Origin of the sequence: Oceanobacillus sp. FSL K6-0127, from assembly GCF_037983385.1 — a bacterium.
Classification (GTDB): Bacteria; Bacillota; Bacilli; order Bacillales; family Amphibacillaceae; genus Oceanobacillus; species Oceanobacillus profundus.
This window is the reverse complement of the sequence record NZ_CP150287.1, coordinates 1,799,035-1,825,898: the sequence shown is the minus strand read 5'-3', so window position 1 is coordinate 1,825,898 and position 26,864 is coordinate 1,799,035. Positions and strand designations below refer to the sequence as shown.

Annotated in this window: 27 protein-coding genes, 1 other RNA gene and 2 riboswitches; of the genes, 5 read left to right on the top strand and 23 right to left on the bottom strand. The window is 37.5% G+C overall.

The window, feature by feature from the left end:
* Positions 1–145: 145 nt before the first annotated feature.
* The 6 genes from ssrS to MHH64_RS09225 form a co-directional block, all read right to left on the bottom strand.
* A non-coding RNA gene (gene ssrS, locus MHH64_RS09250) (6S RNA) lies at positions 146–331 on the bottom strand.
* A gap of 73 nt (positions 332–404) precedes the next feature.
* The gene (sspL, locus tag MHH64_RS09245; protein ID WP_095309871.1) at positions 405–545 is read right to left on the bottom strand and encodes a small, acid-soluble spore protein L; all 141 of its coding nucleotides are present in this window, start codon (positions 543–545) and stop codon (positions 405–407) included.
* Between the two features lie 67 nt (positions 546–612).
* Positions 613–2,217, bottom strand: a complete 1,605-nt coding sequence (locus tag MHH64_RS09240) for an acyl-CoA synthetase (RefSeq protein WP_340003120.1) — start codon at positions 2,215–2,217, stop codon at positions 613–615.
* Between the two features lie 169 nt (positions 2,218–2,386).
* Complete coding sequence (locus MHH64_RS09235) at positions 2,387–3,001, bottom strand: 3'-5' exonuclease (RefSeq protein ID WP_340003119.1); 615 nt, start codon at positions 2,999–3,001, stop codon at positions 2,387–2,389.
* A 25-nt stretch (positions 3,002–3,026) separates the two neighbouring features.
* Positions 3,027–3,764 (bottom strand): CBS domain-containing protein, encoded by a 738-nt coding sequence (locus MHH64_RS09230; protein ID WP_251660570.1) that lies wholly within the window; start codon positions 3,762–3,764, stop codon positions 3,027–3,029.
* Positions 3,765–3,835: 71 nt separating this feature from the next.
* Complete coding sequence (locus tag MHH64_RS09225) at positions 3,836–4,765, bottom strand: MBL fold metallo-hydrolase (RefSeq protein ID WP_303448611.1); 930 nt, start codon at positions 4,763–4,765, stop codon at positions 3,836–3,838.
* A gap of 180 nt (positions 4,766–4,945) precedes the next feature.
* Positions 4,946–5,048, top strand: a riboswitch (SAM riboswitch).
* 99 nt (positions 5,049–5,147) lie between these two features.
* Here MHH64_RS09225 and MHH64_RS09220 point away from each other — a divergent pair.
* From MHH64_RS09220 to MHH64_RS09210, 3 genes are read left to right on the top strand one after another with little or no spacing between them, the layout of a single operon-like run.
* Positions 5,148–5,900 carry a cyclase family protein gene (locus MHH64_RS09220; RefSeq protein ID WP_340003118.1) on the top strand — a complete coding sequence of 251 codons (753 nt, stop codon included), beginning with the start codon at positions 5,148–5,150 and terminating at the stop codon, positions 5,898–5,900.
* Between the two features lie 21 nt (positions 5,901–5,921).
* Positions 5,922–7,025: a 5-methyltetrahydropteroyltriglutamate--homocysteine S-methyltransferase gene (locus tag MHH64_RS09215; RefSeq protein ID WP_303448616.1), complete on the top strand. Its 1,104-nt coding sequence runs from the start codon at positions 5,922–5,924 to the stop codon at positions 7,023–7,025.
* Between the two features lie 43 nt (positions 7,026–7,068).
* Positions 7,069–8,175: a 5-methyltetrahydropteroyltriglutamate--homocysteine S-methyltransferase gene (locus MHH64_RS09210; RefSeq protein ID WP_118888641.1), complete on the top strand. Its 1,107-nt coding sequence runs from the start codon at positions 7,069–7,071 to the stop codon at positions 8,173–8,175.
* A gap of 88 nt (positions 8,176–8,263) precedes the next feature.
* Here the strand turns inward: MHH64_RS09210 and MHH64_RS09205 are convergent, their stop codons facing one another.
* The 14 genes from MHH64_RS09205 to MHH64_RS09140 all read right to left on the bottom strand — a co-directional run bounded on the left by MHH64_RS09205 (position 8,264) and on the right by MHH64_RS09140 (position 22,179).
* Complete coding sequence (locus MHH64_RS09205; protein ID WP_303448620.1) at positions 8,264–9,316, bottom strand: hypothetical protein; 1,053 nt, start codon at positions 9,314–9,316, stop codon at positions 8,264–8,266.
* A gap of 96 nt (positions 9,317–9,412) precedes the next feature.
* Positions 9,413–10,528, bottom strand: coding sequence for an o-succinylbenzoate synthase (gene menC, locus MHH64_RS09200; protein WP_340003117.1), 1,116 nt, complete (start codon positions 10,526–10,528; stop codon positions 9,413–9,415).
* 78 nt (positions 10,529–10,606) lie between these two features.
* Entirely contained in the window at positions 10,607–11,404 is a 798-nt protein-coding gene (locus MHH64_RS09195) for a GNAT family N-acetyltransferase (protein ID WP_303448623.1), read from the bottom strand.
* Positions 11,405–11,421: 17 nt separating this feature from the next.
* A complete protein-coding gene (locus MHH64_RS09190; protein ID WP_303448626.1) occupies positions 11,422–12,546 on the bottom strand; it encodes a M20 peptidase aminoacylase family protein in 1,125 nt (374 codons plus the stop codon).
* A gap of 64 nt (positions 12,547–12,610) precedes the next feature.
* Positions 12,611–13,453: a MurR/RpiR family transcriptional regulator gene (locus tag MHH64_RS09185; RefSeq protein ID WP_340003116.1), complete on the bottom strand. Its 843-nt coding sequence runs from the start codon at positions 13,451–13,453 to the stop codon at positions 12,611–12,613.
* Between the two features lie 500 nt (positions 13,454–13,953).
* Positions 13,954–14,886, bottom strand: coding sequence for a nucleoside hydrolase (locus MHH64_RS09180; protein ID WP_340003115.1), 933 nt, complete (start codon positions 14,884–14,886; stop codon positions 13,954–13,956).
* Between the two features lie 218 nt (positions 14,887–15,104).
* Positions 15,105–15,203: riboswitch (purine riboswitch) on the bottom strand.
* A gap of 207 nt (positions 15,204–15,410) precedes the next feature.
* Positions 15,411–15,674, bottom strand: coding sequence for a CPCC family cysteine-rich protein (locus MHH64_RS09175; protein ID WP_118888637.1), 264 nt, complete (start codon positions 15,672–15,674; stop codon positions 15,411–15,413).
* 259 nt (positions 15,675–15,933) lie between these two features.
* Complete coding sequence (locus tag MHH64_RS09170) at positions 15,934–16,143, bottom strand: hypothetical protein (RefSeq protein WP_095309888.1); 210 nt, start codon at positions 16,141–16,143, stop codon at positions 15,934–15,936.
* 659 nt (positions 16,144–16,802) lie between these two features.
* Positions 16,803–16,979 (bottom strand): hypothetical protein, encoded by a 177-nt coding sequence (locus MHH64_RS09165; RefSeq protein WP_168927275.1) that lies wholly within the window; start codon positions 16,977–16,979, stop codon positions 16,803–16,805.
* 98 nt (positions 16,980–17,077) lie between these two features.
* Positions 17,078–17,431 carry a hypothetical protein gene (locus tag MHH64_RS09160; RefSeq protein ID WP_340003114.1) on the bottom strand — a complete coding sequence of 118 codons (354 nt, stop codon included), beginning with the start codon at positions 17,429–17,431 and terminating at the stop codon, positions 17,078–17,080.
* 438 nt (positions 17,432–17,869) lie between these two features.
* Positions 17,870–18,127, bottom strand: a complete 258-nt coding sequence (locus MHH64_RS09155) for a hypothetical protein (protein ID WP_340003113.1) — start codon at positions 18,125–18,127, stop codon at positions 17,870–17,872.
* Positions 18,128–18,315: 188 nt separating this feature from the next.
* Positions 18,316–19,647 carry a citrate:proton symporter gene (locus MHH64_RS09150; RefSeq protein ID WP_118888635.1) on the bottom strand — a complete coding sequence of 444 codons (1,332 nt, stop codon included), beginning with the start codon at positions 19,645–19,647 and terminating at the stop codon, positions 18,316–18,318.
* A 173-nt stretch (positions 19,648–19,820) separates the two neighbouring features.
* Positions 19,821–20,540 carry a response regulator gene (locus tag MHH64_RS09145; RefSeq protein WP_340003112.1) on the bottom strand — a complete coding sequence of 240 codons (720 nt, stop codon included), beginning with the start codon at positions 20,538–20,540 and terminating at the stop codon, positions 19,821–19,823.
* A complete protein-coding gene (locus MHH64_RS09140) occupies positions 20,533–22,179 on the bottom strand; it encodes a sensor histidine kinase (protein ID WP_340003111.1) in 1,647 nt (548 codons plus the stop codon). Before MHH64_RS09140 ends, MHH64_RS09145 begins: the two co-directional genes overlap by 8 nt.
* A 277-nt stretch (positions 22,180–22,456) precedes the next feature.
* Here MHH64_RS09140 and MHH64_RS09135 point away from each other — a divergent pair, with 277 nt between their 5' ends.
* Together MHH64_RS09135 and MHH64_RS09130 are read left to right on the top strand one after the other, a co-directional pair.
* A complete protein-coding gene (locus MHH64_RS09135; protein ID WP_340003110.1) occupies positions 22,457–23,035 on the top strand; it encodes an SCO family protein in 579 nt (192 codons plus the stop codon).
* Positions 23,036–23,060: 25 nt separating this feature from the next.
* Entirely contained in the window at positions 23,061–23,186 is a 126-nt protein-coding gene (locus MHH64_RS09130) for a hypothetical protein (RefSeq protein WP_340003109.1), read from the top strand.
* A 298-nt stretch (positions 23,187–23,484) separates the two neighbouring features.
* On the opposite strand, the gene MHH64_RS09125 is transcribed toward MHH64_RS09130, so the two are convergent.
* The 3 genes from MHH64_RS09125 to MHH64_RS09115 form a co-directional block, all read right to left on the bottom strand.
* A complete protein-coding gene (locus tag MHH64_RS09125) occupies positions 23,485–24,732 on the bottom strand; it encodes a glutamate-5-semialdehyde dehydrogenase (RefSeq protein ID WP_095309904.1) in 1,248 nt (415 codons plus the stop codon).
* On the bottom strand, positions 24,729–25,844 hold the full coding sequence (proB, locus tag MHH64_RS09120; RefSeq protein WP_095309906.1) for a glutamate 5-kinase: 1,116 nt from the start codon (positions 25,842–25,844) through the stop codon (positions 24,729–24,731). Before proB ends, MHH64_RS09125 begins: the two co-directional genes overlap by 4 nt.
* A 506-nt stretch (positions 25,845–26,350) precedes the next feature.
* Complete coding sequence (locus tag MHH64_RS09115; protein ID WP_251660539.1) at positions 26,351–26,860, bottom strand: YfiT family bacillithiol transferase; 510 nt, start codon at positions 26,858–26,860, stop codon at positions 26,351–26,353.
* Positions 26,861–26,864 lie beyond the last annotated feature (4 nt).

Sequence of the window (26,864 nt, the reverse complement as noted above, 5' to 3'; positions counted from 1 at the left end):
CACCTCGATTTATTAGTAATTCTATCTTATCCTTTTTTATCAGCTTAGAATAATACCGATTTTTAATCAATTTGTTAAAGCTAACCTTATCACACAACCAAAAGACCGACTACCATTGCGGAAGTCGGTCTATAATATTCTATGTATACAGGCCACAATTGCCGTATTTTGTAATAAAAAGTTTTAAACCACCACTTCGCAAAGTGGGTGTTCGCAGAAACCTTCCTGTCTTCCGCTTCTTTGGCGGCGCGACATTCCAATTTCGATGTAAAACTCCCTATACATTCATTAGAGGTTAAAACTTAATTAAATACGAACATTGTAGCTTGTATTTATATATTACATCTTCTCACGGAAAAATTCAATGGTAAGAACTTACCATTTTATGCAAGGTGTAAATTAACTTATATCTTTGTATTTTTCTTCTTTGCACGCTGCTCCAGTTGTGATTTCGGCTCCTGATCAGCTATGTCTTCTGAATATCCTTGTGGATTCAAACTTGAATTAACGCGTTTCTTACTCCAATTTTCATTTTTATTTGCCATTTGAAACACCTCCAAGATTTAGTGTTTCAAATTCGTTTCATTGTATACGAACAATTTGGCTAATCCTTTATTGTGCTGCCAATCCTTCATATTTATCTCTCAAGGAACGCTTCAGCACTTTCCCACTAGGATTTTTCGGTAGTTCGTCCGTAATCTCAACATACTTCGGAACTTTGTATTTCGCCAATTTGTCTGTACAAAATTGAATTACCCTTTCTTTTGTTACTTCTGCTCCTTCTTTTGGAACAACAATCGCTGTCACCGCTTCAATCCAATAAGCGTCCGGTATACTAATTACAGCGACCTCTGAAACCCCTTCTAACTGATAAATGATTTCCTCAATTTCTCTGGAAGAAACATTCACTCCACCAGTATTTATCATGTCTTTTTTGCGATCTACAATTGTAATATAGCCTTCCTCATCCATTACACCTAGATCACCACTATGAAACCAGCCGTTTCGAAATGCCTCTGCCGTTTTTTCTGGTTCGTGTAGATAACCTTTCATGGCATGCGGTGTACGGTGGACAATTTCTCCCACCTCGCCGCGCGGTACCTCCTTATCTGCTTCATCTACAATTTTCGTCTGGACATTTAATGTCGCTTTGCCTGCTGAACCCAACTTCCGTAACTGATCTTCTGGTTGAAGTGCGGTGGCAAGGGGCGCAACTTCTGTCTGACCATAAAAGTTCCAAAACTTTGCGCTTGGTAAACGTACCGAGAGCTCCTTTAAAATTTCCATTGGCATTATGGCTGCACCGTAATAGCACTTTTCAAGGGAGCTTAAATCACGCTTATCAAAATCTGGATGGCGTAATAATCCAATCCATACAGTTGGGGGACAAAATAGCTGTGTTGCTTTTTCTTCCTCAATTGTCCTTAAAATTAATTCCGGGCTTGCTGATCCTAGAATAATCCCACTAGATCCTAGGTAAACGCTCGGCCCCAAAAAAACATGCAGTTGTGCACTATGATATAACGGCAATGCATGGATTGCGATATCTTCCGTCCCCATTTTACCATCTACAATACTGCTGAGGTATTCACTAATAAGGCTTTTATGTGTAAGCATGACTCCTTTAGGCCTTGATTCCGTTCCACTTGTATATAAAACTTGCACGAGATCATCATCAAGAATATCTGCATCCATTAATTGAGTGGACATCCCTTCTTGTGCTTGGGATAATGGCTTCCATCCTTTATTTTCATCATTATAAGGAAGGGTTATATCCATCAGATAACGGTATTTAATATTCTGTTTGCCAACAGAGTGATCGAGTAAGCCTGCGTATTCCTCTGAAGCAATAAAACCATTAACATCAGCATGCTCTACAATATACTGCACATCTTCTCGATTAAGCATATAGTTGATTGGAATCATAACCGCTCCAATTCGTGCAAGCGCATAATTTACTACAACAAAATCAAGGCTGTTTTTAGACATGACCGTAATCATATCTCCCTTTTTCATGCCATCTGCTAAAAATGCATGTGCTGTCTGATTAACAATGTTATCAAGCTCTTCATAGGTTAACCGTTTGTTTTGATAAGCGAATGCAAATTTAGTCGGGGTTCTTTCTCTCGTACGAGCTAATAAATCTCCTAATGTGTTTCTTCTTGCTCTTTGCAGCAATTTATCCAAATCAGTTTGTACATTTGTATTGGTATTCATCCTACCACTCCCTCAATGGTATCATGATGGCAAGCCTGTTGAATATTCTATCTATTATTTTAATTCAGTTAATTAAAGATAGCAAGTTGCAGTACTCATTCAAGTATATTTATTCGTAAGCATAAAAAAATGCTAGAACAATCATTGCAGATATTCTAGCATTTTTAATTTACTTTAAATATAGTCTTGTACTTCCTTTTACACGTTTCATTTTTGGCGGATAATAGCCACGGTCATAAATTTTTCCATTTGTCATGCTGCACTTTTCTAAAAAACGGTCAAGAGAGTTTGTTTTGGTATCCCGTAATGCTTGAATCATCACTTGCGCAGCGACTCTAGCGTCTTCTAGTGCGTGGTGATGTTCAAACTGAAGGTTATGATAGTTCGCAAGTGTGTTTAATTTATGGTTCTCCAATTCCGGCCAAAGCTTTTTAGCGATATTTACGGTACAAAGGTAGTCCATGTCAGGATATGAGAGCTTGTAATAATCAAGTGTATTGCGAATCACACTCATATCAAAGCTTGCATTATGTGCGATTGTTAGGTGGTCGTTTAAGTAATTCCGCAATGTCGGCCAAACCTCTGCAAATGTAGGAGCATCAGCAACATCATGCTCAGTAATCCCATGAATATACGTATTGAATGATTTAAATTCCATTAATGGATTGATAAGGCTGTAGAATTCATCTATTATGCCATGCTCATTGGCTACTACTAAACCAACCGCACAAGGACTAAAACGTTTTTCATTAGCAGTTTCAAAGTCTATTGCTACAAACTCCATAGCTGTCCCCTTTCGTATTGCATACTCAAATCTCCATAATATCCCAATTGGTAACAATCCCAACTAGTCCTCCACTGGAGCTTCCTTCCTTTGTAATCAATAATGCTTCCAATCGATTGCCTTTTCCAATTTGCTCCTTAAAAATTTCCTTTGCTTCATATACAGATGTCTCCTTTGATATGAATCTAAAGTTATCCCTTTTTTCACATTCCAAGACCTCTACTAATCTTGCATCTAATAGAGAGGTTAATCGATTTTCGATACCTTTCGAAAACCATTTTGTAATTCCTTTATGCGTAATTAACCCCTGAAACACATTACCACTGTATACTGGAAACTTCGTAATCCCTTGCTTATTAACGACTTCTAGTACATTCGATAATGGCTCGGTTTCTTGAAAGCATACGACCTTACGAATAAAAAGCGGGTCTACTTTTCTAGGCTTTAAAAGTTCAATTTCAATTGCTTCTATCCGTTCTACAACGGAATCATGTGGCTCTGCAATAGTATACATGAGATCCGTCTTGTTATGTACAATAGCATTTCGTAACTCAGCAAATTCAAGCAGGTCATCTTGAAACTGTTTTATCAACGCATTTGATTTACCCAGGACTTTAACAGCTCTTGAAAACCCCATTTCTTTCTTAATAAGCAAAGCTTTTAAGCCCTTTTCGATTCGATTGAACGCCGTCAAAAAACGATCTGAGTTTCGATGCACGACAGTTTCATTTTGTTTTAGTATCGGATTGTTAACACGATTCACTTTCCGCCCTCCTTATTCTTTTTCTCTCTTCTACATACCAGTGATTTCGTACACTCAAATATTACGACTGGTTAATGCTGAAAATAAACTTTCTCATTATCATAAAATCGGTGTATCTTATCCATAGACTCTAAGTATATTAGTCTTGTTAAAGTCGCCATAAATGGGCTAACAAAGTGACTAAATTTTAGGCTGCCATAAATTTTTTCACACACTTCGGCTGCTGTCAAAGTCTCTGCTTTCACAATGCTTTCAACCTCATTTAACCGACGCTCATGTCCTTGAATCAATGTTTGTACACGTTCACTCAAGCGATGGATATTCTCACCATGCCCTGGTAAGGCTAATGCTGTCGGATAATGCTGCATCCGCTCAACGGATGCAAAATAATCGTTTAATGGATTGAATTCCTCCCCTGTCCACAAACCGATTACAGGAGAAATCTTATTTAAAATATGGTCGCCAATTAGCATTAGCTTCCTGTCTTTTTGATAAAAGCAATAGTGATCCGGAGCATGACCCGGTGTCCAAACAACCTCAAAACACTGATTCCCTAACAGGATGGTATCAGTTTCATCAAAGAATCCATCTGGTTCAAATTCATAGATAAAGGAATCATTACCTATTCTGCCAGGCAAATTCGGCCCACCATGCATATGAAGCAAATCAGCAAGATTTTCTTTAATTCTCTTCTTATCACGATGTTTCAGCATTTCCTTATACCCGAGTTTCGATGTGTAAACGGGAACTCCCTTTTTCTCCTGAAACCATCTCGCTAGACCAATATGGTCCTGATGTGTATGTGTTAAAACAACCTTTTTCACTTCAACACCAGTATCAAATAGCGCTTCCCAAGTCGCAATTGCTTCCTCTGAATAAATCCCTGTATCAATAACGGTATAGCCATTCTCTCCTTTGACAAGATAGCTATTTACCTCTTGCATTCCTCCTGGAAAACGAACGACTAGCTTTTCTATACCCTCACTTACATTAACTAACAAAATATCATCCCCATTGTACAAAGCTCCTTCTATACTATTAATTTTAGCGTTGATCAGTTAGATTGCAAGAATCTCTAACTTTTGCAATTTTTTTCACGCTACATGTAATATTCTTAATTTTAATGGTTGACATTCAGAATCGTATGGAGTATTCTAATTATTAATTTCATACAAAAAACTTTCTTATCCAGAGAGGTGGAGGGACTGGCCCTATGATACCTCGGCAACAGACTTTTTAAGTACTGTGCCAATTCCAGAAGCAATGATTGCTTGAAGATAAGAAGAGATATTAGACGATACGGTGCCTAACCTCTTCTTATTTTTAAGAAGAGGTTTTTTCTTTTCTTTAAAGAAGTTTTAAAAAACTACTGGAGGGGATTAAATGGCAACGGTTCAAGCAGGAACAGAATTACAACAGGCAATTGCGTTACTGAAAAAGAAAAATTGGGTAGACCTCACGCACGCATTCGGGCCAAACTCACCACATTTCGCAGCATTTGACGATGCCGAATTCAAAACACTTTTCACACATGATGATGGCTTTTTCGCACAACGATTTACCTTTCCTGGACAATACGGCACACACATTGATGCACCAATTCATTTTGTACAGGATCAACGTTATCTTGAAGAGCTTGAATTAAAGGAACTTGTTTTACCGCTTGTGGTGATCGATAAGTCAAAGGAAGCTTTAGAAAATAATGACTTCACCTTATCGAAAGAAGATATTCTAGCATTTGAAGCAATAAATGGTGAGATTGAAGCAAGTACATTTGTAGCGTTACGAACCGACTGGAGTAAACGTTGGCCAGATAAAACTGCTTTTGAAAATAAGGACGAAGCTGGTAATAGTCACTTGCCTGGATGGGGAATTGACGCATTGCGATTTTTATTTGAAGAAAGAAACGTAAATGCTGTCGGTCATGAAACATTTGATACAGATTCCTCCATCGATGTCCGAAAGAATGGCTCACTCATTGGCGAGTATTATGTGCTGGAGCAAGATACATACCAAATCGAGCTTCTAACCAATTTAGATAAAGTACCAACAAAAGGTGCTTATATCTTTAATATCGTTGCCAAACCAGAAAAAGCAACTGGATTCCCAGTAAGATCTTTTGCAATATTACCTTAATAAAAATATGGAGGGATTTTCATGACGAAAACATTAATTAAAGCACCATTTAAAGCAGATCACGTAGGAAGTTTATTACGACCGGAAAGGGTTCATAAAGCGAGAAAGGATTTTAAAGAAGGAGCTATTCCGGCAAGTGAGCTTCGTACGATTGAGACAGAGGAAATTAAGCGAGTGGTTGATAAACAAATTGAAGTTGGCCTTCAGGCTGTAACCGATGGGGAGTTTCGCAGAAGATTTTGGCATACAGATTTCTTAGAGCATTTTATTGGTATTGAAGGCTATGTACCAGATCATGGATTTAAATTTGTGGACGTGGAAACGGAAAAATACGACGTGCGCAATGTTGGAAAAATAGCATTTAACCCAGACCATCCATTCATCAAAGATTTTATTGAGTTTAAAGAAATTGTTGGTGACAGGGCTGTCGCAAAACAAACGATTCCAAGTCCAAATCAGTTATTCAATGCTGGGATTCGGAATGCAGATGTCTATCCAGACATTGAGGAATATGCACATGATATTATCGTCGCTTACCGTGATGCGATAAAAGCATTTTACGATGCTGGCTGTCGTTACCTGCAATTAGATGATGTCTATATTGCAGGATTGAGCTCTGATACGATTCCATTTAATGATAGTAAATTAACAAGAGAATATTTAATCGATTTAGCGCTTCGTGTTGCTAATGGAGTGCTAGAAGATAAACCAGAGGATTTAGTTGTAACAACACATCTATGTCGCGGAAACTATCAATCTACCTGGGCGTTTGAAGGAAGCTACGCAAAAATTGCACCAACATTATTCGCAAAAGAAAAAGTAGATGGCTTTTTCTTAGAATATGATGATGACCGTTCTGGAACCTTTGAGCCCTTGAAGTATATCCCAGAGGGCGGTGCACAAGTAGTCATTGGCGCTGTAACATCTAAATTTGGTGAGCTTGAAGATAAAGAGGCATTGAAAGCACGCATTCAGGAAGCTGCTAACTATGTACCGTTGGAGCAAATAGCTTTAAGTCCGCAGTGTGGATTCGCGTCAACCCATCATGGTAACAAGCTAACAGAGGAAGAACAATGGAATAAACTGAAATTTATCGTAGACATTTCAAAAGAGATTTGGGGATAATTTTCCTACCTACTATTAAAATAAAAGAAAGAAGGAATAGATCATGACACAAACGCTAGTAAAAGCGCCATTCAAAGCAGATCACGTAGGAAGTTTATTACGTCCAGAGAACCTACATCAGGCAAGAGAAGATTTTAAAACAGGCAAAATCACTGCAGCAGAATTACGTGAAGTCGAAACAAAGGAAATCAAACGTATTGTTGATAAACAGATTGAAGTCGGATTAGAAGCAGTAACCGACGGTGAATTCCGTCGCAGCTGGTGGCATCTTGATTTTCTTGAGCATTTAAATGGGATTGAAGGCTACAACACCGAAAAAGGCTATCAATTCGATGGCGTAGAAACAGACCGATATCATGTGCGTAACACCGGGAAAATTTCCTTTAATGCCGATCATCCGTTTATTAAGGACTTTATTGAATTTAAGGAAATTGTTGGTGACCGTGCGGTTCCGAAACAAACGATTCCAAGTCCAAACCAGCTATTTGAAGTTGGGATACGAAACCCAGAAATTTATCCAGATATTGAGGAATATGCCAACGATATTACACAAGCATACCGAGATGCTGTAAAAGCATTCTATGATGCTGGTGTGCGTTACTTACAACTAGACGATGTGTACATTGCTGGACTTTCATCTTCTGACTTTAAATTAATCGATACTGGCGGCTATTCAAGAGAGCAATTAATCGATTTAGCAGTTCGTATTGTAAATGGTGTACTCGAAGACAAACCAGAGGATTTAATTGTAACAACACATCTATGTCGCGGAAACTATCGTTCTAGCTGGGCATTCCAAGGCAGTTATGCTGAAGTTGCTCCGATTCTTTTTGCGAAAGAGAAAGTGGACGGCTTTTTCCTTGAATATGACGATGAGCGTTCTGGAACCTTCGAACCGTTGAAACATGTTCCAAAAGGTGGAGCACAAGTTGTTATTGGCGCGATTACATCAAAATTTGGTGAGCTAGAAGATAAAGAAGTGATCAAAAAGCGAATTGAAGCTGCATCACGATTTGTGCCATTAGAGCAAATTGCTTTAAGCCCACAGTGTGGATTTGCTTCCACGCATCACGGGAATAAGCTAACAGAGGATGAGCAATGGACAAAATTGAAATATATTGTTGAGTTATCGAAAGAGATTTGGAAATAATCATGTAGACTTGGCATCGCCCAAACTTGGTGAATACCAAGTTTTCTAAAAAAACGAACAGCATGCAATTGCTGTTCGTTTTTCTCATTTATGATTGTGCTTTTCTTAATCTAACCCAAGATATAATAACCGCAATAATTAAAACAAAGCCTAAATATCCGGTAATTGGATAAACGGTCCCTACAAGTGTCGTAAAGCCAATAAAGCTTACACCAAAAGCTAGTAAACCTATGATAACAACGGCTCCTTTAAACGTTCTCGTATTCTGCGGCACAAGTCGTGCAGTAAAAGCATAAAGCATACCTACTGCTGTGTTGAAAATCATCCCTAATAAAGCAATTGCCATTAAGATACCAACAATTGGCGATACCTCTGTCGCCAGTACTAATGTAGGCATATCTGCTTCTTGAATAGACCCGATATTCATAAATAAACTCAAATTAATTAGAAATAGTAATAACCCAAGTCCGATTCCACCAAGAATTCCACCCCAGCCAGCAGTTTTTCTATCCTTCATCGTGCCGCCAATGACGGCCAGCATAGCAAATCCTGCTGCAAGATTATACGAAACATAGAGCAATGCTCCTATAATAAAGTTAGGGGCTGAAGCAGGCTGCGCTTCTGCCAATGCATTTAACTGACTAAAGCTTGCATCACTCGTAAATAAAGAATATCCTGTAATAATAAATATTAATACCAATAAATAAGGCGTTATACTACTAATTACCGCAATAACTTTATTTACATTCAAACAAAGTGTAACAATGACAGCTACAGTCATGATTAAGTTCCCAACAAGTGGAGGAATACCGAATTGTTGTTCAAATATCGATCCGCTACCTGCAATCATGACAACTGCAACACCAAACAGAAAGAATGTAATTAATAGATCGATTGCAAAGCCAAAATATCTTCCACATATTTTATAAATTACTTCACGATGTGATGCTGTTTGATAATAAGTTCCTAACTGAAGCACATGCATTCCTAGAAATGCAAAGAGTAACCCTGCGATGATGGTTCCAATTACACTATAGATTCCAAAGCTTGTAAAAAACTGCATGACTTCCTGACCAGAAGCAAACCCTGCTCCCACAATTAATCCAACATAAGCTCCAGCAACCTGAAGACTCTTTTTCATATGTAAATCCCCTTCGATATATCATAATATTATGAATTTTTATCTTGTAAAAGAGGAGAGCTTACAATGCGCTCCTCTATATAACACCGTATTTTATTAAAAATGATAGACTCTTGCCCATTCCGTAAATTCATCCATCGCTTTCTCGTCGATATCATAGCCAATTCCAGGCTGATCTGGAACATTTATCAGTCCATTCTCTACAACTACTTCCGGCTTAATAATGTCTCTTTCCCAATATCTTGATGAACCAGCTGTATCTCCTGGTAACACGAATTGTGCTAATGTTGTTAATGCAACATTATGCGCCCTGCCTACACCAGCTTCAAGCATTCCACCGCACCAAACGTCGATACCTTTATCCATACAAAAATCATGAATTCGTTTCGCTTCGGTTAATCCACCGACTCGTCCAATTTTTATGTTAATAATTTTACAGCTGCCAAGCTCGTAGGCTTTTCTCGTATCTTCAAGTGAATGGATACTCTCATCTAAACATATTGGTGTTTTCATAACCGCTTGAAGCTTCGCATGGTCTACAATATCATCATGCTCCAATGGCTGTTCAATCATCATTAAATTGAGATCATCTAACTTTTGTAAATGTTCAATATCATCAATCGTATACGCTGAATTTGCATCTGCCATAATTGGTGTATCCGGAAAATGCTTGCGAACCTCACGAAGTACCTCTACATCCCAACCCGGCTTAATTTTTATTTTTATTCGTTTGTAGCCGGCATCAACAAAGTGTTGAATCGTTTGAATTAAATCATCTACTGTAGGTTGGATTCCAATACTGATTCCAACATCAATTTGTTTTCTTTCTCCACCTAGAGCTGCAGCTAAGGTGAGTTTTTCTCGTTTTGCATACAGATCCCAAACCGCTCCCTCTAATGCAGACTTTGCCATATTATTACGCTTAATTGGATGGAATAAATCAGATACTTGTTCCGGATGGCTAATTTGATTATCTTTTAAAATCGGAATAAGAAAGTCTTCCATGACATGCAAGTTGGTTTTTACCGTTTCTTCACTGTACCAAGGACTTGAAAATGCAACAGACTCCCCATACCCGCGATTTCCGTCTTCATCAATGAGCTCTGTAATAAAAAATTCCTTATCCTGAAAGGTACCAAAGCTTGTTGTAAAAGGATCTTTTAAACGCATATTCAATTTATGTATTTTTAACTGTTTTATAGGTATTGTCATTGTATATCCTCCTGTTTAAATTCATAACTTTTCATCGTACAGGCAGAAAAGCTTTACCTCTTCTACCTGCTTTAATACTTACTGTTTGCGAAAAACATAATAATTATAGTCTTCAGCATAATGAATAAAGTCGGAAGCTTGATAGCCATGTTGGAAGAGTCTTCGAAAGAGCTCTTGCGTTGTCAATCTCCACTCTTTTGCAAGATTAAAGTTTTCCTCTTTCAGACTTTGAAAATTTGCTGGAATTGCAACCAGCCACATATCCCATTCCATACTATCATTAGCATGATAATTGTCTGTTAGAACAGGCTTACGCTCAGAGTCCATTTGTAATAATATATTTACTGCATCAACTGATATGGTTTCCTTCTCTTCGCAGGTTTGACTGATATCCCATATAATTTGAAAACGATCAGATGGCAGGCCTTGGCTAAACTCATCGCCTAGTTCACCGTAGTGATTTTCTTTAAAATAAACTCCTTTGGCACCAAGCTTATGCAAGTTTAAATAGGCGTTTACACTTTCCAATGGATCGAATGTCCATGTTATTACTTCATAGCCCATTTCCCTTGCCAATACTGCTTGCTTCAGTTTTAGCTTTCTTCCGATTCCATCTTTCCTATACGCTGGAAGTATTCCCATCATATGAGAGCATAGGTAAGCATTTTTCCCATCAAATCCTGCAAAGCTATATAGAAAACCAATTAGCTTTTCGGAATCATAGGCGCCTAAAATAATGCCGCCATTCGTTAATGCTGTATATGTTTGATGCAACGGGATCGCCGACATATGCCAAACTGTTTCTTCTAACTTCTGAACTTCTCTTAATTCATCCAGCGTCGTTAATTTCCTAATTTCGAGTTTACCTTTTACCACAAGAATGACTCCTTCTACTATAATGATTCCATTGTTTTATATAAGGCGCATGTTATAATTTCAACTGCTTTTGGAATAGCGTTATGATTAAAGGTCATCTCAGGATGATGCAAACCTGGCACCAAATCGCAGCCAACTGCCAGCATTGTTGCTTTTAAAGCTGGGCGTTTAATCGTATAGAAATGAAAATCATCGCCACCTGTTGTTGTAATAACCGGGGATAAATTCTCATCTCCCGCACATTCAACTATTGCCTGTCTCATAAAAGATATTGCATCCTGATCAAGCACCGCAGCGGCCACATTTGCACCAACTGACAAGTCAATTTCCACGTCATGAAGCTGTGCTAGCGATGAAGCAATGCGATAAATTTTTTCTGTGATTTCTTCCATCACCTCATTATTCTGAGCCCTAACATCAATTGAAAAACTAGCATTTCCGGGAATTATGTTTGAGCTTTTTCCACCTGCATGAAATGCAGTCATTTTAGCAGAGTGAGGAATCATTGGATTCACATGAATGCTATTTATTGCTTGAAAAAATTCCGTACCAACCTGAATGGCATTTGCATTTAAATGTGGTCTTGCTCCGTGTGCATCATGCCCTTTTATATGGCCTTGGATAAACTTAGCTGCACCGTGCTCAATAGCCGGAGCAAATTGTCCATATCCCAACTCCTCTATCGGTCTCAAATGCATTCCATACAAATAATCCACATCGTCAACAATACCCTTGTCCACAAAAGCTAACGCACCATTGCCTTTCTCCTCTGCCGGTTGAAAAATAAACCGAAACGTTCCTTTAAACTGTTTCTTTTCTTCTAAGATTGTAAGGAGAGCACCAATGACAATCGTCATATGGGCATCATGTCCGCAAGAGTGGTTTGCTTGGAATGTCCCGTTCACTTCCTGCCATAAGGCATCAATATCTGCTCTGAGGGCAATAACAGGACTGCCACTACCTATATCAATTACTAATCCCGTCGAATCTTCAAAACGTTTAATCGTGCAGTTTTTCCCTTGAAACAACCGTTCAATATAATCCGTAGTCTTCCTTTCTTCCCAGCTAATCTCTGGATGTTCGTGTAAATGATTAAATATATCCTCTAATAATGGATTTATTTTTTTCAATGTTGCGTTCATTTTAATTAACTCCCATCTAAGCTTAAAAAACTTGGCGTCGTACAAAATAAGAAAGCTGTTCTTATCAGTCAAAAAAATCTTTTCCATTTATAGAATCAAACAATTCCACTCTTTGCTTAACTTTTTCGTTATTTTCAAGTGATATTGAAGCAATGATACTGTTTGACAATGACATCACTGCTGGTGCTGCATCTAATGTTGATTTACCAGACAGTTGCACATTTAATACTAAATCGCAATATGCTGTAATTGGAGAAAAGCTTGAATCTGTAATTCCAATTACAAACGCTCCCTTATCCTTAGCATGCTTAGCAATATTAATCGTATCTACAGCATAGCGATGAAAAGAAAATCCTACAAACACACTTTTCTCAGTGAGCTCACTTAGCCTCAATAGAATATCATCTGTGCCAGGATTATACATCCTTGTATTTCCGTGGATTAAGTCGAGTGAATACGAAAACCAGCTTGCTAGTGCATGAGAGGAACGAACTCCAGCAACAATAACACGATCTGCATTTGTTAATTTCGTTACAGCTGTTGAGAGACTTTCCTCTGACAGCTGCTGCATCATTTTTTGAATGTTTCCTGCATCACTCGCCATTAATTGTTTAATGGAATTCTCTGTTCCGCCATCAACCTTTTTATCTTCTACATAATCAGATAATGAACTCCTTTGTAATAGGATATTTTGAACCTCCTCTTGAAGTTCCTTATATCCTTTATATCCAAGTTGTTTACAAAATCGTATGATAGTTGTTTCACTAACTCCAATTTGTTTTCCAGCTTCCGTGGCAGAAGAAACTGCAAACAACCTGGGATTCTCTAAGATATATGATGCAATCTTCTGTAAACTGTTCGTAAATGTATTTTTTTGTTCATAAACTTTTTGGTATATATTTTCCATATAATCCCTCATTATTCAGCGAATAAAGGAATTCCTTTATTTATCAAAAGAAAAGAAGTAATTCCTTTTTTCAGTTAATTTATACTATCATATTTTCGAATGTATGTCACCCTGTATTTGATTTTAAAAAGACTATATTGCTTCAGGCAGCTGACGTTAGTTTGCACTTAATTTAGACAATATTTTGCACGACCTTTTGGCAGTGTCAGGAAATGTGTGTTTACAGCAGAAGGAAATTCCCATCATTAAGAGCCTAATTTCTCAGTATTAATATTGAGAAATTAGGCTCTTGGTTGCTCTATTAAAACGTTGATAGTTGCGGAAAATCTTATTAAAGAAATAGTGCTTTTTGCGCTAATGGCCGTTGTTTGGAACTTGCTTCTTTTTTCGATTATTGTTGTAGTGCAAAAACAGAGCATCTTAAAGCAATCGTACCATCACCAAGATGTATCGGTATCAATAATAGCTCGTTTTTTGCCTACATCCAGAAGTCCCCTCTATTACTTTTTTGCTAATTCAGTCATATAATCAAAGAATGCATTGCGATTTACATCATAAACGACATTAACAGGTCGTCCATCAGCAGTTTCAACTGTACGGCCTTGGCTTGGACCATCAGCGTGCACTATGCTGTTAATGGTTTGTACTTTCACAAGATCACGATTTCCAACAAATGCGGTCGTTAACACATCCCACAAATAGTATGTAGAGTTCGTTGAAAAGTGGACAAGTGGTGGTACCATCGCATAACATTGTCCAAGAAAATCAACACCCAGGTATTTGCGTTCTTTAGCCCAACGCTCACGCACATCTAAGGTTAGCGGTACTTGGTTTGTACTTTCAAGCGCCACTAAATCAATTTCTATGCTGGTATCCCATACACGAGCGGCTGCTTCAGGGTCCCAAAACACGTTCCATTCCGCTGTTCCATCATGTTCAGGCTCATGTACGTTTCCTGCTTCACGGAATGTACCACCCATCCAAACAAGCTTTTCAATTTTCTCTTCAATTTCAGGAGCTTCATCTAATGCACGAGCAAGGTCAGTGAGCGGTCCTGTAAATAATAAAGTTGTTTTATCTTCAGTTGCTAAAACCGTATCTATTAAATGAAGATGTGCTGGCTTTTCCGCCACCGGTGTTACAACTTTTCCAGATTCATTTAAAACCGGCAGAGCATCAACATAAAATGCGTGCATACGCCAGTCTTTCGGAAAAGGATTTTTCCCACGAGAATTTGATGCTGCTACATCAAGACCGCCGTAACCAAAGCGATCAATAATTTTACGGCTCGCAAACATTGCTGGCTCTAAATAACAATCTGCTGGAATGACCGAAACACCTGTGAGTTCAACCGTATCCATTTTTAGTAATAAAAATAGCGAAACGAGATCATCAACTCCGCCATCATGATTAAAGTAAATCTTTCTATTCATAATTTTTTCAATCCCTTCATGATTAATTTTTAAAATTGCTTGGAGATTACCGGACTGTTTTGTTGTTGAACACTCGGGATAAAATGACTCTTTGTTTCCCATTTGCCTGACGCGTCACTGCTAATGATAACATCTTATAATATAAAAAATGCTCCGATAGCTACCAGAGCATTGACTAAAGCATGTGTAAAATACAAAAGGAAGAATCAATCGTTTCTAACATTTAACACTTATATCGTAGTCAAGCCATTTACAGCAACATGGTAGAAACTATTGGACCCTATCCCCAGATCTTAATATTTATCATCTATAGCTTCAGCTTTTATTACTTTTACTATAACATAATAAGGGAAATCGGGAACATCATCGTACCATTTCAACAAGAATGGTCACATTTTTTGAATCTAATGCTTTCCTTGCACGGATCTATCCTCTACCATTCTAGAACAATCGCAAGAACAAAGATAGGGCACCTATCCCTATTCTAAGATAAGCGCCCTTTTGTTGAATAGCTATAAATTAAGTTATAGTGGTTTCCAATTTTGATCTTTCATATCTTTTTCGTTTGGTTTTCTTACAAATTCAATACACCTTTTCTCACATGCCCCAAATTCAATGTAATTTCTCTGTGCTTCCCTTAAAGAAGGCGTATTTGCACCACCTTCATAATCAGGATCATTATATTGAACCGCATCATCTTCCCAAAAACAAATCTCACAAATAGCATATGTTCCAGGGGGTTCATCATCTAATGTTTTATAACCACAACAGGGACAAATAAATTTCATCTAATCACCTTCAATAAGTTAATCAGTAATAATAACAGCTTTTATTTTACACTGGAATCGCGCCCTTTTGCGGTAGGTCTTAATCATAACTTCTTTTTGAACTAACGCCTCTGTTATGTACCATCATTTGATGAGCTCACTTACTCAATTCTTTCATTATAAGTTGGAGTACAAACCATACTATAAAAATCCAGAACCGAAATAAGTTCCGGCTTCTCTTTAAAAGAAATCGGAACTTCATTTATTCGCAGCAATATGTTTAGCGTGACGCATTTGGAGGTTGACAAACATCACAATTACGTTGGTTATTATTTTTAAATTTCTTAAATGTTTTTTCAAAGTTACTGCCACATGCACATTTCAATAGTAACTTTTGAGAAAAACCGTGATATTCCGTCGTTAGCAACTTACTTTCTGAATTGCTCTCAACAAATTCTTTAATTTTATCAATCGTCCATCGTTTATTCATTCTCTTACACCTCCATATTTTATCGATAGGCGGAGGCTTTATTGGCATCCGTTCTATTAAAAGTAAAAGTCGTAATTCTCTTAAGATGCTCATTATAACATGAGCTGAAACACAATTAAACAGATGGAAGGTATCTTACTAAACTATCCAGACATATAGCACAATAGGAGGCTGCTCTTATTGAACAATTACACCAGTTAATTAAGTAAAAATTAGTAACTATATATTTTCATTTCTTTTTCTGAAATAACTTAATCAAAAAATAATCTACAGCAATAAATATTAGACGATCTTCCAATACAGAGACCAAGAGCTAAAACTAAAAATGGATGGACTACCATGGCATTCCATGAGGATTTCGAAGAAGCGATGTGGGTGGCATTAGGTGATATGCTATAATTTATATCATACTTGTATGACATTTCTCATGCAGTGGCTTATGCATATGCTATTATGGTGGTTGACTTACGGATGACTAAAATTGTAAATTCCTTAAAGGGAGTTCATACCTTTCTTCCCTTTTGTGCACTCAGATAAAATTATTAAAAACGCCCTCATTTCTAAATTGCGCTTTTCCTTTTGCTTTCATTGTCTTTTTCTTTCTTGTTGTAATATTTTACTCCTTTTATTAGAGCAGCAGTTCGTTTACTAAGATTTCTTTATTTTTCATTATTTCCGGTGTCAATCTTTGGGGTAAACGTAGTCATCAAAACTATAAAAACAGGTAATAAACTCCATAAGAAGAATCCCCAACGGTGTGTCATTAAAGATAATACTAAGAAGAAAGCAAGTGTTACAATTGAAATATAAACAGAACGTCTTTGGTATTTTTTCACCTAGAACACTCCTTTTTAACAATTAAAATATTCTGTGTTTATTATAACATATCTTATTCCATCAAGTATTGCTTCATAGAGAAGTTATTTCTTAGTCTTTATAAATCAAGAAATGCGAGGTTATCTAATGGTAGATTTAAACGTTTTAATTGTTTAACGACTATCTCTTGTTTTACTTTCCCATCTTCTTGTAATGCTTTTGGATAGATTTCTGGGTGACCGACTACTGCACCTTTTTCAATCCACTGTTTTCGATATAATTGAAAAGCGGCTTCTTTCATTTCATCTGGAGTGACAATATATCCTAAATCTACATCATGATCTTCGCTGTACCCATATTGAAAACGACAACAAGGGCATATTTCATAAGAAGGAGCATTGGTATTCTCTTCGTATGGTGTTTCATCTTCTACCCCATCGTATCCGCAAATTGGACATGTATAAGTTTTCATCTAAATTCAGCTCCTTATTGATTATTATAATTTACTCCAGCTTTTTTCTTCCAGTCTTTTTGCCCATATTTAGGTTTGAAAAAGTTTTTATCACATATTTTTCGTTAAAGAAATAAATTCTCAAGTGTAATCTCTTTTATTTCTTTACCAGCACGTATTGTTTACCTTCTAAATAGAATGTATCGCAATGATGGGTTATATCTTTTAACTTATATGGCTATATGAGATCACTATATAAATTAGAAAGGCAGTTAAAAAATTTAGCAAACAACTTTGATAAAATTAATCACGAAAAACACGGGACACCCAAAAACGAATTCAGCCAGAATCACAACTAATGGAAATACAACCAGGGGATTCTATAATGATTGATAGAATTATTGTACTAGCTGATACATCTCGCCACCTGATTGACCTTAATAGCTGTCCTTACTCGAACTAAAAAATATATAATACTAATGCAAATAATGACAAGCTAATTGTAACCACATAAATCCAAATGAGTGAAGGCAAATTGGATTTTAGCGATTTTGTCTCGTACTCAAGCGATCGTTCTAATTCACTTGCGGCCTCTTCTCCAGCTTCTTCATACTTCTTTTGTTTGTCTTCTTCCTGTTTCATTCCATACAAAATCAATACAATAGCAATCAGACATACAACACCAATAAGAACAATCATTCCTGCACTTACCACCATGTGCCCTCCTTAATTCGTACCACACTTGAATAGCAAAAAAATTAATAAATACTTCAAATCTATTATATAGTATTTTCTTTAACGCTTGTTATTCTCTACCGCTTTGTTGATTTTTTGTAACTTCACTTGCTGCAAAAAACGAAGCCCACTTAATAATGGGCTCCGCCTTATTTAATCGATACAATCTATTAAACTGCAATAACACCAATTAATACAGCAATAATTAAAAGTACAATACTTAGTCCCCACATCCATAAAAGAGAATAACGGATATGTTTTCCCATTTCAAGGCCTGCCAAGCCTAATGCGAGCCAAAGTGCAGGTGAAAATGGACTAACAAAGGTACCTACAATATTACCAATTACCATGGAATATGCTGTAGAAAGTGATTCAATTCCAAATCCAGTAGCAATTTGATCAACAACTGGCAATAAAGCAAAGTAGTAAGCATCCGTGCTTAACAGTAAATCAAATGGTACTCCGAAAAATCCGATAATTAAGTGCAGATATGGTGCAATAAATGCTGGAATAATTGTAACAAGATCCTCTGCAATCGAATTCAGCATTCCAGTTCCGGTAAGAATACCTAAGAAGGAGCCTGCTGCGAGAATTATCGTTGCCATCATTAAAGCACCAGGTGCATGACTGCGTATTCTTTCCGATTGCTGTTTCATATTTGGATAATTAAGCGGCAAGGCAATACTAAGCCCAATCATAAATGCAAAGCCTGCTGGAATAATTCCCCATACAAGTACGCCAATTACGGCAAGAAAAAGAATCGCATTTACCCAAAGTAATTTAGGTCTGGTCAATGACTCCTCATCTTTTGCAGAAGACGAATCACCATTTATTCTTTCAATTGCGGCTGCAGATTCTTTCGCACTGACCAGTCCATAATGCTTGCTTATTCTTCGCTTTTCCATAACTCCAAGGAAAGCGGCTAAAGCAATCATCAACACAAGACCACTAATTTGAATTGGTATCAATGGTCTCCAAAGCTCGGTGACATCCATATTCAGTACAGAAGCTGTACGTCCTAAGGGACCTGCCCATGGAACCATATTCATAATACTGGCACTTCCACCAATTAATAGTAAAAGCAAATACGGGTTCATTTTCAAATGCTTATACAACGGTAAAAGTGCTGGAATTGTAATTAAAAATGTAGAAGCTCCAGAACCATCCAGATGTGCAATTGCTGCCACAAAAACTGTACCAATACTAACTGTAATAACGTTTCCTCTTGTAAGTCGTATCATATTTTGAATTAAAGGATCAAAAAGTCCCGCATCTTGCATGACGCCAAAAAACAAAATAGCGAAAATAAACATGATCGCAACTTCAATTACGGTTAATGCACCTTCTGTGAAAAAGTCTCCAATCTCTGAAAATCCAAAGCCTGCAATAAGCGCACCGATTAATGGCACGAGCACCATGGCTACAATTGGTGTTACTTTATTGCTGATCAGTAGTACCACAATAATTAAAATCGTCAAAAAACCTATTATACTTAAACTCACTCTAATTCCCCTTCCTAACTAAACGCAATACATCATCTTATCTCCCATACCCTTTATGTAAGCGTTAGCAAAACGTATAAGTAAAAATAGTGTGTATTTTTTACTTATTGAAAAAAGTAACATAAATGAATTTAGGAAGGAAGTTTCTTATCATAAACGGTCTAATTTTCATATTAATCATTTTGTTCATAAGTTTCACAAGGGAAATATCTTCGCTCTGGTCTTCCTACAGTCCCATATTTCAGTCTTGTTTCAACCTGATCTATACTGACTAAATACTCTAAATATCGTCTTGCTGTTGAACGACTCGTCCCAATTTGTTTGCTAAGCTCAACAGCCGTAACCCCCCCAGATTGTTCGGTTTTCAACAAGCTTGTAATTTCCTTTAACGTAATCGCATCAATCCCTTTTGGCAGACCAGCACGCTGTTTTTTTGGTATTGTAGCTGGCTTTGACCAAAACATTGCATCTATATCTCCTTGTTCCATTTCCTTTACAGATGATAGTAAATGCCTTCTTTCTTTATACCTCGTTAACATTTGCTCAAATCGAGTCACATCAACTGGTTTGATAATATAGTCAAACACACCGCCACGAACTACTTCTTGAATTGTCTCTACTTCTTTTGCGGCTGTGATAACAATAATATCTATTTCTTTATATGTGCTTCTGATCTCCCAGAATAAATTTAAGTCCTCTACATCCGGAATATAGATATCCAAAAGAACAATATCCGGAAGTTCATTACCTTCACTAAGGAATGCCAATGCTTCTTCCCCTGTCCTTACCGTATCACTTACGATAAATCCGTCTACTTTTTCAACAAATTGGCGATTTATATTTGCAATGCGAAAATCATCTTCCACGATTAAGACACGATAAGCTTCATGCATCTGTATCTTCCCCTTTCTTTGGTATGATCATGATAAAACAGGCGCCTCCCAGGTCACCTTCTTCTAGAATTAATTGACCCTCAATCCGTTGGACTGCTTGATACGTTAAAGCTAATCCAATTCCTCGATGGGTTCCATTCTTTGTCGAAAAGCCTTGCTCGAAAATCCATGGAATATCTGATTCAGCAATACCCGGGCCGGAATCTTCTACTTCCACTAACACATCTTCTCCAATATCTGTAAACAAAATGGATACATTACGATTATTAGGCTTTTGATCTTTCACTGCTTCGATAGCATTTTCGATTAAATTCCCAAGTGCAGTTAATAATACATCTTTTTCCTCTTCCGAAAAGCGATAGGAAAGCTGACTATCTGGATGGATCGACATGTTCACACCAAGCTCATTCGCTTGATTGAATTTCCCTTGAAGAATGGCGTGAATAAGTGGATCTGCAATATTATCTGTCAAAAAACGCTGCCATTTTTGCCTTAGTTTACTTTCTTTTTTAATAAATTCAATTGCTTCCTGATTCTGATTCAGCTGCAGGAGACCAAGAATGGTATAAAGCTTATTGGAAAATTCATGTGTTTGTGCACGTTGCGTATTTGCATACTGCTTTACCCTCGATAACTCATGGATAACACCTTCTAGCTCTGTTTTTTCACGAAATGTCAGAACGGTTCCAATAATTGTTTCCTTGTTATACATCGGGGTTTGGTTTATTAGTACCACTTTTTCACCAAGAATCGCTTCTCTGTCATAGAAGCTTCTATTATGATGTAGAAAATCTTGTATATTTAAAGAAGGGATTATCTCTTGAATTAACTTTCCACTGTAATCCTTTTCCCCTACTCGTTGTTTAAATAAAAGTTGCTGGGCTTGAGCATTCATCATTGTAATGTGCCCATTATTATTAACAGCAATTATCCCTTCATGTGTTGATTGCAAGATAGCTTCCTTTTCGATCATTAATTGTGATATTTCTTCCGGCTCCATATTGGACAGTAATTTTTTGATATAATGTGAAATAAAAATAGCTCCAAGAACACCGAGCAATATTATAAGAAATAAGGTAATCCAAAGCGAATGATTCTGATCTGCAATCACTTTCTGTATATCATCATTTAAGAATCCAACCGATACAACTCCGATAATTTCTCCTTCATCAGAGAAAACTGGCGCTTTTCCCCGAATGGATAATCCGAGCGACCCCTCTTCAACAGAAACGTAGGACTCTCCATCTTTCAGGGCCCGTTCATTATCGTCTCCAACCATTCTTTTTCCGATGTGATTTGTACTGGGGTGTGAATAACGAACACTCTCTGTATTTCCAACTACAATAAATTCTGCCTCTGTTCCCTTCCGAATGGGGGCAACAATATCCTGAATGACAGCTGCCGGATTTTCCAATTGAAAAGCTTCCCTCAATTCAGGGATGTTTGCGACACTTGTGGCAACACCGAGCGCTCTTTTCCCAATCTGTTCTTCCATCGTATCCTCAATAAAGTTCTCAAGGAATAATGCGAAAATGATAAAAACCCCTACAATTAAGATACTTATTAATGCAATCATTTTTGCTTTTAGCTTAATCCTTATTCTTGGGCGGATGTTTTGTTTCTCTGATGACTTCCGCATTTTCCCCGCTCCTTTTGAAATTTCCTTATATACTGTTTCTCCACTATAACATTCTTCATAAAACACATTATTTTAAGAATACTAACCAGCTACTATAAAATCAAACTTGGCTGTTATGCCTCTGAAATTTTCAAATTCTTTGATTCTCCAGCGAGAAATCGTTCACAATGGTTTCACTGAATCGCCAACACTTAATTCGTGATATAATGTTATATAGCGCTACATACATAATAGATTGATCGTTCGAAAAGAAGCATAAATAAAAGGGGACATTCAAATGAAGAAAATACTCCTGCTACATATACTATTAGCTTTCATTCTTATCGGCTGTAGTTCAGAAGCTATTGAAACAAACATGTCGGAAAAAGTAGATGATTTTCAATTCACAACACAAGATAATGAGAGCTTAGGCCTTAAAGACTTGGAAGGTCAATGGTGGATAGCCGATTTTATTTTTACGAATTGTACGACTGTTTGTCTTCCAATGACAGCAAATATGGCTGAGTTGCAATCCAGAATGAAGGACGAAAACCTCGATGTCCAGCTTGTATCTTTTTCAGTTGATCCCGATTATGACACACCAGAGGTTCTGAAGGAATATGGCGAGCGTTATCAGGCAGATTTTGGAAACTGGTCATTTTTAACTGGATATGACTTTCAAACAATCAAAGAATTATCAATCAAATCCTTTAAAAATTTGGTCAAAGAACCACTAGAAGGAGATAATCAAGTCATGCATGGGACTAGATTCTTTCTTGTTAATCCTGAGGGAGAGGTTATTAAAGGGTATGATGGTATAAGCTCAAGTGAAATTGATATTATCGTAGGAGATTTGAGAGCTGTAACCAAGGAATAGCACATATATAAGGAGTTGAAATGAGTTGCCGACCAGTGAATACAAGGCAATCTATTCAACACTATATAGCACACTCGAAAAATTAGATCATACAGATAAACCAAAATCAATGCCATTGATGGACGATGCGGAAGCGGAAAAACGACATTAGGAAAACAACTTGCCTCAAAGTTCGATTGTACCCTTTTTCATATGGATGACTTTTCCTTCCCTTTGAAATGAAAACAGAAAAACGGATGTCTGAGCCTGGTGGCAATGTTCACTACGAGCGATTTAAGGAAGAAATTATTCAGCCTTTACAAAATGAAATACCAACCGTTCATCGTCCTTATAATTGTCAGAAGAAAGCGCTGGATAATCCAATTCAAACAGCATTCTTCATCCATTCAATAATTCGAGTAATAGGAAGGGCTGCTCCAGCACGGAACAGCCCCTTTACATGGACAGTGTTAATTTCTAATTTGACCACTACCTTTAATTTGAAACTTACTTGATGTTAATGCCGCAAGTCCCATCGGACCCCTAGCATGTAACTTTTGTGTACTGATTCCAATTTCGGCTCCATATCCAAATTCAAATCCATCGGTAAATCGGGTTGAGGCATTATGGTAAACGGCCGCTGCATCGACATGCTGCAGGAACATTTCGGCATGTGCAGTGTTCTCCGTAATGATCGACTCTGAATGTCTCGTTCCATATTGATTAATATGCCCGATTGCTTCCTCAACCGAATCCACTACCTTAATACTAATGGAAAGTCCAAGGTATTCGCTCGACCAATCTTCCTCTGTTGCTTCGATAGCAGTTGGAATAACTTTTCGAACAAGCTCGTCAGCATAAATTTGTACACCGTTATCCTCTAGTTTTTTCATTAGGTCACTACCATGTTGATTGAACCAATTAGCATCGATTAATAGAGACTCGATCGCATTACACACAGAGGGACGCTGCAGCTTTGCATTCAGTACAATTTGCTCTGCCATTTCTTTCTCAGCTGTCCTATCAATAAAGATATGACAATTTCCAGCGCCTGTTTCAATTACTGGAACTGTAGCTTCACGCACAACCGTATCGATCAGGTTTTTTCCGCCTCTAGGAATTAATACATCCAAGTAATCATTCAAACGAAACAACTCTCCTGCTGTTTCTCTGCTTGTATCCTCAATTAATTGGACAGCATTCTTTGGAAGAGCACTATTCTCCAACGCACGATGAATTGATCTGACTAATGCAATATTCGAATGTTTAGCTGATGAGCTCCCTCGCAAAATAACTGCATTACCAGTTTTTAACGTAAGTGTTGCGGCATCTACTGTCACATTCGGTCTAGCTTCATAAATGATACCTATGACTCCAATAGGTACTCGCTTTTTCTCTATGTTGAGTCCGTTTTCCTTGTTGATCGTTTCTAAGATTTCACCGATCGGATCATGGAGGTCAATTACTTGATGGATTGCAGCAGCAATTCCTTCAATACGCTCTTGATTCAGCATAATCCGGTCTAATACAGATTCCGACAGACCCTTTTCTTTTCCTGTTGCTAAATCTATTTTATTCTCAATAAGAATCATTTCCTGATCCATTATTAATTGCTCTGCTATCAAAGCTAATGCTTCGTTTTTCTCTTTTGTTGTAACTCCAGTCATCAAATAACTTGTTTTCTTAGCAACCTTCCCTTTTTGAATAACTTCACTCATGACAGTTCCTCCCCAATTTTTTGTACACTCACCCAGCCATCACGGTGGATGGCTTCTATAGATGGCGTGATGCGTTCATTTTCCATATGATCTTCAATTGCCTTTTGTAATTCAACGGACGAACAGCATATTTCTCCCTTGCCAAGTAATTCATGTATTCCATAAACCTGGACGACATCACCCTTTTCAAATGTCCCGCTTATTCTTAGTACTCCAGCTGAAAGCAGACTACTACCGTGATGGGATATTGCTTCTTCTGCCCCTTTATCAACATAAAGCTTACCCATTGATTCGGAGTGAATTGCTATCCATTGTTTCCGTGTATTTATGTGCTCCTTAGCATGACCGGCAATATACGTACCATCTCCGCTTCCTTGCAACACTTGAAGGAGTTTATCATGGCCATTTCCATGACCGATAAAGACAGGAACACCTATCATTGTTGCCGTTTTAGCGGCCATTAGCTTCGATTTCATGCCACCTGTTCCAACTTTTGAACCGCTCGTTCCTGCAGCTTCGATCATTTCATTTGGAATCTCATCCAGGAAATCATATTTTACCGCCGAAGAATTCGTTCTTGGATTCCCACTATAGATTCCATTAATATCTGTTAAAATAATGAGCTGATCCGCATGGATAAACCCACTAACTAAAGCTGATAACATATCATTATCACCGAATGTCAATTCTTCAATTGACACAGTATCATTTTCATTTATGATTGGAAGAATACCTCTTTCCAGCAGCTCTGTCATGGTTGCATAAGCATTCCGGTAACGTTCTCGATTTGAAAAATCATCCCGCGTTAATAGTAGCTGTGCCGCCGTTATTCCATAGACACTGAATTTTTCCATATAAGTTTGAATCAATAAGCTTTGCCCAACAGCAGCAGCAGCCTGCTTTCCTTTTAAGGTGACGGGTCTTGATGAATAACCAAGCCTTCTAAAGCCAGCTGCAACAGCACCTGAAGATACAAGAATAACTTCATGGTTTGCTTCTCGAAGCGCAGCCAGCGCGTGAATATGATCATTTAGTTTTTGCTGATCGATTTCACCCTTATCATTTGTTAGGGAGCTACTGCCAATTTTGACTACGATTCGTTGCTTACGCATTTCGATTACCTCCATTAAACGTATTTCCTTATGTACACAAAAAAGCCCAATCGCCCTATATTATAAGGACGAAAGAGCTCTCTTCCGCGGTACCACCATTACTTGAATGTATGCACATTCCACTTCATCCATAACGCTGGAAATGCGCCCATGTATTGGCATGGGACTCTAAAGGTAGGTTCTGCAGGTTGTCTATGACGGAATCTTTCAGCTTCTAAATTCCGCTCTCTTTCATAGCAAGTACCGCATACTAGTCCTTTATTAACGTTCAATATATTGATTTCTATTATGGCGAGAAAAAATCCCGTTGTCAATAGGTAAAATATTCAGTTCTTTTTATTGGTAATTTTTAATTTGATGAAGGTTATTATGAAAGTAAAGGACGTGTTGCTCGATAATACTAAAAAAAGACAGCTAGAAGATTCTACTGGATGAATAAAAAATTAAGCCCACTTTTAAAGAATTGGCTTATCGTAGCTCGATAAGCCAATTCCATATATAATGTATTATTCTGCTAAAGCGATTTTTATATGGGCTAAGTGGTGCTCTTCGTGCCAAGCTAATTTTGCAACTTTTGTTGCAACCGTGATTTTACCGTTTTTTTGGTGAGTAAACGCCAGATTTAATTGCTCTTCAGTTAAATTATTCCCTAAAGATACGATGCGTTCATTTATGCCTTCTAGCATTTTAATGGAACTTTCTATAGGAAGTTTTGTATCCGGTTGAATAGCCCACTTGTCTTGATCAAAATTTGGTACTGTGGGATTTTCATCTGTTAAAGCAAGCTTCAAACGTTGATACATATTCAACTGGGAATCTGCAATATGATGAACAAGCTGACGAACTGTCCAGCTGCCATCACGATATTGTCTGCTGAGTTCCTCATTACTTAATGAGTCAACAGCTTTCCTTAAACGGATCGTGTAAGTTTCAATTTCTTTTAGCCATTCATGTGTATTTTCTAATGTTACTTTTTCAGGAACCTGTAATTTCCCTATTGGATATTTGACATCCATTTTT

Coding starts and splice junctions, on each gene's coding strand:
- MHH64_RS09160 (WP_340003114.1), bottom strand. CDS start 17,431: ATGAAAACTTATACATGTCCAATTTGCGGATACGATGGGGTAGAAGAT.
- MHH64_RS09235 (WP_340003119.1), bottom strand. CDS start 3,001: ATGGAGTTTGTAGCAATAGACTTTGAAACTGCTAATGAAAAACGTTTT.
- MHH64_RS09180 (WP_340003115.1), bottom strand. CDS start 14,886: ATGAATAGAAAGATTTACTTTAATCATGATGGCGGAGTTGATGATCTC.
- menC (WP_340003117.1), bottom strand. CDS start 10,528: ATGACAATACCTATAAAACAGTTAAAAATACATAAATTGAATATGCGT.
- proB (WP_095309906.1), bottom strand. CDS start 25,844: ATGCGTAAGCAACGAATCGTAGTCAAAATTGGCAGTAGCTCCCTAACA.
- MHH64_RS09135 (WP_340003110.1), top strand. CDS start 22,457: ATGAAGAAAATACTCCTGCTACATATACTATTAGCTTTCATTCTTATC.
- MHH64_RS09170 (WP_095309888.1), bottom strand. CDS start 16,143: ATGAATAAACGATGGACGATTGATAAAATTAAAGAATTTGTTGAGAGC.
- MHH64_RS09210 (WP_118888641.1), top strand. CDS start 7,069: ATGACACAAACGCTAGTAAAAGCGCCATTCAAAGCAGATCACGTAGGA.
- MHH64_RS09125 (WP_095309904.1), bottom strand. CDS start 24,732: ATGAGTGAAGTTATTCAAAAAGGGAAGGTTGCTAAGAAAACAAGTTAT.
- sspL (WP_095309871.1), bottom strand. CDS start 545: ATGGCAAATAAAAATGAAAATTGGAGTAAGAAACGCGTTAATTCAAGT.
- MHH64_RS09175 (WP_118888637.1), bottom strand. CDS start 15,674: ATGAAATTTATTTGTCCCTGTTGTGGTTATAAAACATTAGATGATGAA.
- MHH64_RS09145 (WP_340003112.1), bottom strand. CDS start 20,540: ATGCATGAAGCTTATCGTGTCTTAATCGTGGAAGATGATTTTCGCATT.
- MHH64_RS09205 (WP_303448620.1), bottom strand. CDS start 9,316: ATGAAAAAGAGTCTTCAGGTTGCTGGAGCTTATGTTGGATTAATTGTG.
- MHH64_RS09115 (WP_251660539.1), bottom strand. CDS start 26,860: ATGGATGTCAAATATCCAATAGGGAAATTACAGGTTCCTGAAAAAGTA.
- MHH64_RS09140 (WP_340003111.1), bottom strand. CDS start 22,179: ATGCGGAAGTCATCAGAGAAACAAAACATCCGCCCAAGAATAAGGATT.
- MHH64_RS09215 (WP_303448616.1), top strand. CDS start 5,922: ATGACGAAAACATTAATTAAAGCACCATTTAAAGCAGATCACGTAGGA.
- MHH64_RS09185 (WP_340003116.1), bottom strand. CDS start 13,453: ATGGAAAATATATACCAAAAAGTTTATGAACAAAAAAATACATTTACG.
- MHH64_RS09190 (WP_303448626.1), bottom strand. CDS start 12,546: ATGAACGCAACATTGAAAAAAATAAATCCATTATTAGAGGATATATTT.
- MHH64_RS09220 (WP_340003118.1), top strand. CDS start 5,148: ATGGCAACGGTTCAAGCAGGAACAGAATTACAACAGGCAATTGCGTTA.
- MHH64_RS09240 (WP_340003120.1), bottom strand. CDS start 2,217: ATGAATACCAATACAAATGTACAAACTGATTTGGATAAATTGCTGCAA.
- MHH64_RS09155 (WP_340003113.1), bottom strand. CDS start 18,127: ATGGTGGTAAGTGCAGGAATGATTGTTCTTATTGGTGTTGTATGTCTG.